This window comes from Planctomycetia bacterium (assembly GCA_034440135.1).
Taxonomy (GTDB): domain Bacteria; phylum Planctomycetota; class Planctomycetia; order Pirellulales; family JALHLM01; genus JALHLM01.
On record JAWXBP010000271.1, the window covers coordinates 1 to 8,141 of the forward strand.

Consider the following 8,141-nt stretch of genomic DNA (forward strand, 5'->3'; position numbering starts at 1 on the left):
GCCACTGGCACCCCGGATCAAACTTTATGCGGCTGCACTTGGTTTGCCTTGGCGCAAAAAAAAGACGGGCCATCCAGCTATTGGACGGCCCGTCTTGAATTGAAATTTCAGCGTTCGTGAAACTAGGCAGTGCGACGACGGGCGAAGCCCAGCAACGCGATGCCGGCGATGCCCGCCAGCACGATGCTCGTCGGTTCCGGCACGCCGAAGAATTGCACATCGGCATACTGCACGCTGTTCGCGACGCCACGCTGCGAAGTGACCAACACGCGGTAGCTGTCGTACATCGTGACGTTGCCCGTTACCGGCACCAACGCGCCCGGCAGAAAACGGCCCGGGTCAGTGTCGAGACCAGTCGTGCCGGAGTAGATCAACGTCCAGCTGGCGCCTTGATCCAAAGCCCCGCCGTTTGAGCCTTCAATGGTGATCGAGAGCGGATCACGGAGCGGAGCGTCGTTCGCGGCCGTGAACTGGAACGACTGAACGATCGAATCGGTGACAGTCGGCGTGATGTAGAATCCGGTCCCCAATCCCTTCGACGCCGTCGAAACGCCACCGCCGCCACCGCCGCCGAAGTTCAAATACTTCGTCGTGCTCAAACCGTCGATGGCGAGCGGAGCGGCTTCGCCTGCCGGATACTGGCCAGCGGCCGTCGTGCCGGCGGTCGAAGCGGTGCTGTTACCGCTCGCGGTCGTGTTCCAGATCGCCACGATCGGATCGCCAGGGGTGAAGATCGTCGCCGCTTGCACGGACGCGCCGAACAAGCCGACCAAAGTGAGCGCCAATGCCGACGCAAGATTGCGGAACTTCATAGCGGCTTTCCCGATGATGAGATGAGTGGAATGCTATTCAACCGGTAAATTCAAATGGATGCACTCCTTGCATGTGCCCTAGGGTAAATCGGACCCTACCCCGATACAAGTGGAAAAATCAAATTCTTCCGAAATAGTGTCCGGGTCGCCACACAGAGGGGGGTGCGGTAGCGGAATCCCTTGGTCGCCAACCCTCCGTCCCCCATTCGACCCGGAAACGCCACGACCCAGCCGCCTGGGCTGGGTCGTGCGCTTCGTTCGTAGGCCGTTTTTCAAGGACTATTTGCGTCGCTTGTACAGCAACGCCGCCAGGCCGCCGAGACCGGCCAAGATCAACGTCGAGGGTTCCGGAACCGGACGGACGACGCCCAGGCCGCCGTTCGCCGTGTCACCAACGAGCACGAAACTCGCGGAATTGACACTGCGGGCCGAAAGCTCACCCTCAGCGCCGCCGCCGCGCTCGAAGAAGGAGTACTCGATCATATAGTACCCATCCGAAGCGAAGTTGACCGTGAGGGAATCGGTGTCCGTGGCGCCCTGCAGGACGTCCCGGTTAATCACCAGTTCGCCAGCGTCATCGAAGTCGCCGTCGTCGTTGAGATCGATTTTCAGCCGTCCGCCGTCATCGGTATTCGAACGGAAGATGTAATCGCCCGTCATTCCAGGTTGAATGTCCAAGAAGCCGGTGCCGATTGCAACGAAGTCATCCGCGCCCGGCGCCACGCCGACCACGTTGACGCCGCCCGGGAAGACTCCGTCACTGTCGGAATTCGAGATATTGAACGTCGGGAAGTAACCTTGCCCTTTGAACGTACCCGGCGTATTCACGACGGTGGTCGCATCGGCAAAGTTGTTGATGGTGATTCCTGGCACGATCAGTGACTTGTAGACGGTGCCGGTAAAGGCGCCACCGTCCAAGGTCAAGCCTTGAGCGCCGTCGCCGATCAGGGCGTCCGCGCCGCCATCGCGATCGTAGAAGAATTCACCCTCGGCGCCGCCGCCCGCCTCAAACCACATCCAATCGAAGGCGACCGAATCACCGGCGGTCAGCGGAATCGCGGCACTAGGGACCGTATGCGGGCCCGAAAGCACGTCGTCGGCGATCACCTGGTTGAACCCGCCGCCATTGATGTTCAGCCGCAGACGCGATCCGTCGTCGGTGTTCGTGAAGAACTGGTAGCTGCCCGTCGTGGCCACGGACAACGAACCCGTGCCGACGAAGGCGAAGTCGTTGATGTCGCCGGGGCCGATGCCGACGACTTGCGTGCCGAGACCGAATGGTCCGCCGCCGTCGCCGTTGTCTTGCGTGTTGGCCAGCGAGTACTGGGCCGCATTCGAGAAAGCCAATCCGGCGCCGCCGATCAACGCGTCTGCGGTCGCATAGTTGGTGATCACACCCGTCGACGGCTTGGAATACGTCTGAATCAGCCAGTCCGCCTGAACCGAGCCGACGCTGCTCAGTAGCAGCGCCGCGCTGCCCCCCAACCAAAATCTGCGCTTCATGTGGTGTCCCCAGTCAGAGAAGAATAAATCGACAAGTTCCTAGCGACCCAACCGGAGAGGTGGTCACCCCTCCCAAAAGGTGAGTTCGATTGTGCCTGCTGTCAAAAATAGTCAAAATGGGGCGTTTGGGCAACGGTTTTCCCTGGATTTCTTAACAATTGCCACTTCGACGCCTCACACGGGCCACATCGGGGGCAAATATCGAGACTGGCGCGTGTTTCCGATCACACCAGATAACCGGCCAATTCCTGGCTGCCCGCCAGGTCGCGCTGTAAGAAATCGCAACCGTCGCGGAGGTCAGCCGGTTGGGCAGGCCGGCCCAAACGACGGATGGCCAGTGTCGGAGAGGATTGCGCCGCTGGCAGCCCTCCGATCGCGAAGCTCCAAAGGGCCACGTCTGCCCAGCCGGGAAGAGGCCGCGATCCAGCGGCAAATTCTGCCGCGACGATGGTATTTGGAACCAGCCGGCGCAGCTCTGGATCGAACTTCGTTGCCGCGTCGACAAGAATCAAGCCCACGCTCGGATGTCGCTGCCAACGCCGCAACGGCTCGTCCAGAGGCTCGTCCTCCGTTGTCATCGCGCCCAACAACACCCCGCGCAGATCCGCCGCAGCGCAAAACGCTTCCGACGGAGCCCGTACCACCGGCGCCAGGTCCAGTTCCCGCCAGACGTCCCAGTCAAAATCCGCCAATTCCTCGACAAACGCCCCGCGCAACACCCAATTCTTGGCCTCGAAGTACAGCCGACGCCCTCGCACGCCCAGCCGACGAATCCCAAACGTCCGTTCGTCGGACCAAATGCACTGTCCAGCTCGTTCCAGAGTGAGCCGCACCTGATAAAGGTACGGCAGCTCCGGCGTCCAAAAGCAGGGGTCCGGCAACACCCTCTGGGCCAAAACCTCCCTGCCGGCAACAGCCACGTCAAACCGCGTCGTCGCCGATAAGGTGCGGGCATAGCGGCTGAACGGCCCCGTAATCTCTCCGCGCAATCGATGAAACGCCTCCGGTTTATCAACGCGCAAGCGGACGTAGACCCGCGCTTCGGCTGGGCTCGCTTCGCCGTGGAAAATGAGCCAGTCATCAGATCGGGGCAAGTCCGGCATAGGGCTGGCAGCGCATTCAACGGCAAGAGGAGGTGAGGACGCCGTCAATTCTAATGGCGGCTGCGCGATCACGATAGGAACAGCCGCACCGCACGCCGACTTGGTCATCTATACTGAGTCATCGCGATTGCGTTTAACAAGTCGAACGATCATCCATGTCCACCGAACTGCTGAAGGTTGACGCCGAACACCCGGATCCCGGCGCGATCGCGCGCGCGGCGACGGCCGTGCGTCGCGGCGAACTCGTGGCCTTTCCGACGGAAACCGTCTACGGCCTCGGCGCGGACGCGTTGAACGCGGCAGCCGTGACGCGAATCTACGAGGCCAAAGGCCGGCCCGAGCGCAATCCGTTGATCGTTCACGTGCCGGATGCAGCCGCGGCACAAGAATTGGCGGAATGGACGCCGCTGGCGGACGCGCTAGCCACACGTTTCTGGCCGGGACCATTAACGCTTGTATTGCCCAAACGCGATCTCGTGCCGGACGTCGTCACCGCCGGCGGATCAACGGTCGCATTGCGAGCCCCCGCGCACCCGGTCGCTCAAGCGTTGCTTCGTGCGGCCGGCACGCCCATCGCCGCGCCGAGCGCCAATCGCTCCAGCGGCATTTCCGCCACGCGCGCCGAGCATGTGTTGTGTGCCTTGGACGGGCGGATTGAGCTGATTCTCGACGGCGGGCCAACGCCCGGAGGCATCGAATCCACGGTTTTGTCGCTTGTCGAAACACAACCGCGATTGCTGCGTCCTGGCTTACTTAGTGCAGAGGACATCGAGGTCATCGTGGGCCCCCTCGCGCGAGCGAACACCAGCGGCGAATCGACCGCGGCGCTACCATCACCGGGGATGCTCTCGCGCCACTATGCGCCCAAGGCGACGCTGGAACTGGCGCCCGACGATGGCTACGCCCGGACCATGGAACTCGTGCGTTCGCGACATCGCGTCGGCTGGCTCCGCTTCGCACCGACCGAGGGAACGAGCAAACCATTTGCCATCGATCGGCTTCGCGCGTTCGTCATGCCGCGCGATGCCGCAGGTTACGCGGCGCTGCTCTATGACACGCTCCACGCATTAGACGCCTGGGGAGCAGACCATATCGTGGTCGAACCGCCGCCCAACGATGACGCGTGGCTGGCCATCCGCGATCGCCTCACCCGAGCCGCCACACTGAAAACGGAACACTGAAAACTTCAAACTACCTCCTCCAACCTCACCGCGCGATGTTCCTCGACCGAGCGATAGCACGCGTCGACCAGCGCCATCGTACCAAGGTTGTCTCGGCCGCTGATTTCCGGCTCCGCGTGGTCTTCAAGGGCGCAGAGGAGTTGCGCCATCGGCCCGACAAACGCGTCCGGAAACCAGACTTCGTCCCAGCGCGGCTGGAACCAACGGCCGGGATGCGAGGCCACCGCGAAGTCCATCGTGCTCGGCACGCGCGTCGGATAGCCGGGCCAACCGATCGTGCCCTTGGCGAGTCCTTTTGTGCCTTCCACGCGCCAGCGGATCGCGGTATCAGTCGGCGTCACGTCTTGATCGGGTCCCGCCCAGACGTCGTCCCAGGAGGATGCGCGAAATTCGTTGGCGTACTCCAGGATGTACATCGCGATGCCGTCGCGATGCTCGAACTTGCGCAACGTGCGAGGATCGGGCCGCACGCTGGCGAAAACACGCTCCGGGTCGCCAAACCAGTAGCGAAACGTGTCGAGGTGGTGAATGCTCATGATGCGGAGCGTCACCCAGCCTTGCCGCTGTTGCCACGGCATCCAATGCGGGACGGCGCGCATGTCGATCGTGGCAATCACCGGTTCGCCCAGCTCGCCGCTGCTGAGCAACGACTTCATCGCGCGGACCGATTGGTCGTAGCGCATGTTCTGGTTCACGGCCAACGTGATCCCGGCCTCGTCGCAAAGTCGGACGATCTCCTTCGCTTCGACGTAATTCACGCCCAGCGGCTTCTGCGCGAGGATGCCGCGAATGTGCCCCGCATGTTGAACAACTTCGCGGACCACATCAAGCTGCACGTCCGGCGGCACCGCGATATCGACGACTTCAATCTCCTCGTCCCGCAGCAATTCCTGATAGGTCGCGTAGACCTTCGGAATCGCGTGCCGGATAGCAACTTCCTGCGCTTGCTCAGGACGGCGCGCCGAGATCGCCCACGGATTGAAGCCGGCCTGCCGATACGCCACCAGATGGCAATCAGCCATGATAAAGCCGGCGCCGATGCACCCGATCTTCGGATCACGATGGCGCGGCAGCTTCGGCAAATAGTCGAGTCGAATCGAGTCGGGGCAATCCATACGTTTCCTGCACGCGAGTGGGCGATCAGGAAACCAGTAGAACAAGTTGCCGGCGAGATTGCACGAGGATCAATGCGATGGCGCCGGCCCAATCGGAGGCTGTGGGAGGCGTCTCCGACGCCGATGGAGAAGACGTTGGCACCAGCTACAGCGCATACTCGCGCCGCGGTATCGATCATCGGCGTCGGAGACGCCTCCCACAGCCTTATTCATAAGACGCGCCGAACTACCGCCGCTCGCCCGTATCCAACAGCACGCCGACGGCCAAGGCCACGCGCCGATCCAGTTCCCGCTTCGGATCGGCCGTCATGTCCAAAACGTACTGATCAAACAGCGTGAATTTGCGGTCGAACTTGCCGAGCAGCCGCTCGTTCGTGCCGTCGCCGGCGACAATGATGTAGTTCGTCCGGAGCGCGCCCATCATCGGCCCGACGAATCGCCGCACCATCGCCAGCAGCAAAGAATCCTCCAATGCCACGCACAGCGACTTGCCGGTCGGCGTGAAGGCCACCCAACGCTTGCGGAAGATATTCGTCAACTGGTTCTTCCGCAGCCGCGCGAGCGGTGCGCCGAGCTCGTCCAGAATCTCGAAGTGCGAGAACAACAACTGAATGCGATTCACCTGCGTGATCGAAAGCAATCGCTCACGGCGCGTGTCGTCGCGATAGAACGTGACATGCCGTTTGGGATAGAGCAGCGCGAAGGCCACGACGCCGAGCACGAAGCCCAGGCCGATGCCGCCCAGTCCCGCGGTAGCTTGCCAGCCCTCGGGCTGACCCTTCAGCAATGACGCAATGCCGCCGCCCAGGATGATGCAGACGGTGACGCTCAATAGCGCTGCGGACAGCGCGAGCAACTGCCGCAGCAAGTGCGAAGGCCGTTCCACGAACAAGATGCGCTGGTTGTGATCGTCCGAGATGTAATACTTCTCGTTGATCGCAATCCGCTTTTGCACCAACAAAAAGCGATCCCGGTCGAAGGCTTCGTCCAGGGCGTGGATTTCGTGGATTTCCGGAGCGTCCATCGTCATGGCCATCGCAGCGGCTCGTGGTAAGCGGTGGGAATTGTCTTCGTAAAGATGAGAGACGTCCAGACGATTGGCAATCGCTGGCTGGAATTCTCGACGAAGCGGTGGTAGGTTTTCTTCCATCCAGCCCCTAACTTCCTCCCAGGTGGTACGATGCGCCCGCTGACAACCCTTGCGATGTTGATGGCACTTTGTGCCGCGAATCTGGCGGCGGCCGTGGAACCGTCCGCCACGTTGAACCTCTGGCCAGGTAAACCGCCAGGCGAAACCAAAGAACTGCCGCCCGAGGCGGATACCACCAAGGACTCGGACAATCTCATCGCGGGCCGCCGCTTGCAGCGGATCGGGAACGTCTCGACGCCAACGCTGGCGATCTATCGGCCTGCGCCGGAATTGGACACCGGTGCATCGGTCGTGATCTGCCCCGGGGGCGGCCATCACATCTTGGCCTACGACCTGGAAGGCACCGAAGTCGCCGAGTGGTTGAATACGATTGGCGTCACCGGCATCGTGCTCAAGTACCGCGTGCCGGCCCGTGATCAAGACAAACGTTGGCTGGCCGCCGTGCAAGACGGGCAGCGCGCCGTGAGCCTCACCCGCTCCAACGCCGAGGAGTGGAAGCTCGATCCCAAGCGAATCGGCATTCTCGGCTTCTCGGCCGGCGGCGAGACCGCGGGCTTGACCGCGATCCTCGAAGAGCGGCAATATGAAGCTGCGGACGACGTCGACCAGGTCTCCTCCCGACCCGATTTCGCCGTGCTGATCTATGCCGGCGGCTTTGCGGAAAAGGACAGCCCGACGTTGAAACCCTACGTAAAGCTGACTTCGAATACGCCCCCCATGTTTTTGGTTCACGCCATCGACGATCCGGTGCCCGTCGCCAACAGCCTCTTGCTCACCTTGGGCCTCAAGCAGGCCGGCGTGCCCGCCGAGTTGCACGTCTATTCCACCGGCGGCCACGGCTATGGATTGCGGCAGACCGAACAGCCGGTCACGCATTGGGCCGATCGTTGCGGCGAGTGGCTGCGCGAAAGCGGCTTGCTGAAGCGGACGCCGTGACCCCGAGCCGACCGCGATGAGCGAACGACAAGTCGTGATCTACTCGGCCGGCAACCGGCTGCAAGCCGTGCTGCTGCAACAAATGTTGGACGAGCACGGCATCGCCGCCCTCGTGGTGAACGACGGGCTGACCGGCGAAGGAGGCGAATTGCCGCTCGGCCTGTCGACGGCCCCGCGCGTAGTCGTGGCCGCGAGTGACGCCGAAGTGGCGCGCGAGTTAGCGCTCCGCTTCGAACGACAGATCGCCGCGCGCGGCGAGTTTGCCCGAGATGAACCGCCGGACATGATCGACGACAGCGAACGCACCATCGCTTTCTGGCCGCAATGCCCGGAATGCGCGC

At 62.4% G+C, this 8,141-nt stretch carries 8 protein-coding genes; 3 read left to right on the forward strand and 5 right to left on the reverse strand.

Going from position 1 to position 8,141, the window contains the following annotated elements; translation table 11 throughout:
- Window positions 1-122 precede the first annotated feature (122 nt).
- The 3 genes from SGJ19_16640 to SGJ19_16650 form a co-directional block, all read right to left on the reverse strand.
- A complete protein-coding gene (locus tag SGJ19_16640) occupies window positions 123-812 on the reverse strand; it encodes a PEP-CTERM sorting domain-containing protein (GenBank protein MDZ4781880.1) in 690 nt (229 codons plus the stop codon).
- A gap of 279 nt (window positions 813-1,091) precedes the next feature.
- The gene (locus SGJ19_16645) at window positions 1,092-2,315 is read right to left on the reverse strand and encodes a PEP-CTERM sorting domain-containing protein (GenBank protein ID MDZ4781881.1); all 1,224 of its coding nucleotides are present in this window, start codon (window positions 2,313-2,315) and stop codon (window positions 1,092-1,094) included.
- Between the two features lie 224 nt (window positions 2,316-2,539).
- Window positions 2,540-3,418, reverse strand: coding sequence for a hypothetical protein (locus SGJ19_16650; protein MDZ4781882.1), 879 nt, complete (start codon window positions 3,416-3,418; stop codon window positions 2,540-2,542).
- 155 nt (window positions 3,419-3,573) lie between these two features.
- On the opposite strand from SGJ19_16650, the gene SGJ19_16655 reads away from it, so the two are divergent.
- Entirely contained in the window at window positions 3,574-4,599 is a 1,026-nt protein-coding gene (locus tag SGJ19_16655; GenBank protein MDZ4781883.1) for an L-threonylcarbamoyladenylate synthase, read from the forward strand.
- A gap of 5 nt (window positions 4,600-4,604) precedes the next feature.
- On the opposite strand, the gene SGJ19_16660 is transcribed toward SGJ19_16655, so the two are convergent.
- Window positions 4,605-5,714: a Gfo/Idh/MocA family oxidoreductase gene (locus SGJ19_16660; protein MDZ4781884.1), complete on the reverse strand. Its 1,110-nt coding sequence runs from the start codon at window positions 5,712-5,714 to the stop codon at window positions 4,605-4,607.
- A gap of 226 nt (window positions 5,715-5,940) precedes the next feature.
- On the reverse strand, window positions 5,941-6,750 hold the full coding sequence (locus SGJ19_16665; protein MDZ4781885.1) for a hypothetical protein: 810 nt from the start codon (window positions 6,748-6,750) through the stop codon (window positions 5,941-5,943).
- A 144-nt stretch (window positions 6,751-6,894) separates the two neighbouring features.
- Here SGJ19_16665 and SGJ19_16670 point away from each other — a divergent pair, with 144 nt between their 5' ends.
- Window positions 6,895-7,800 (forward strand): alpha/beta hydrolase, encoded by a 906-nt coding sequence (locus tag SGJ19_16670; protein MDZ4781886.1) that lies wholly within the window; start codon window positions 6,895-6,897, stop codon window positions 7,798-7,800.
- Between the two features lie 16 nt (window positions 7,801-7,816).
- Window positions 7,817-8,141 (forward strand): DUF2007 domain-containing protein (locus SGJ19_16675; protein ID MDZ4781887.1); only part of this gene is annotated, 325 nt, incomplete at its 3' end.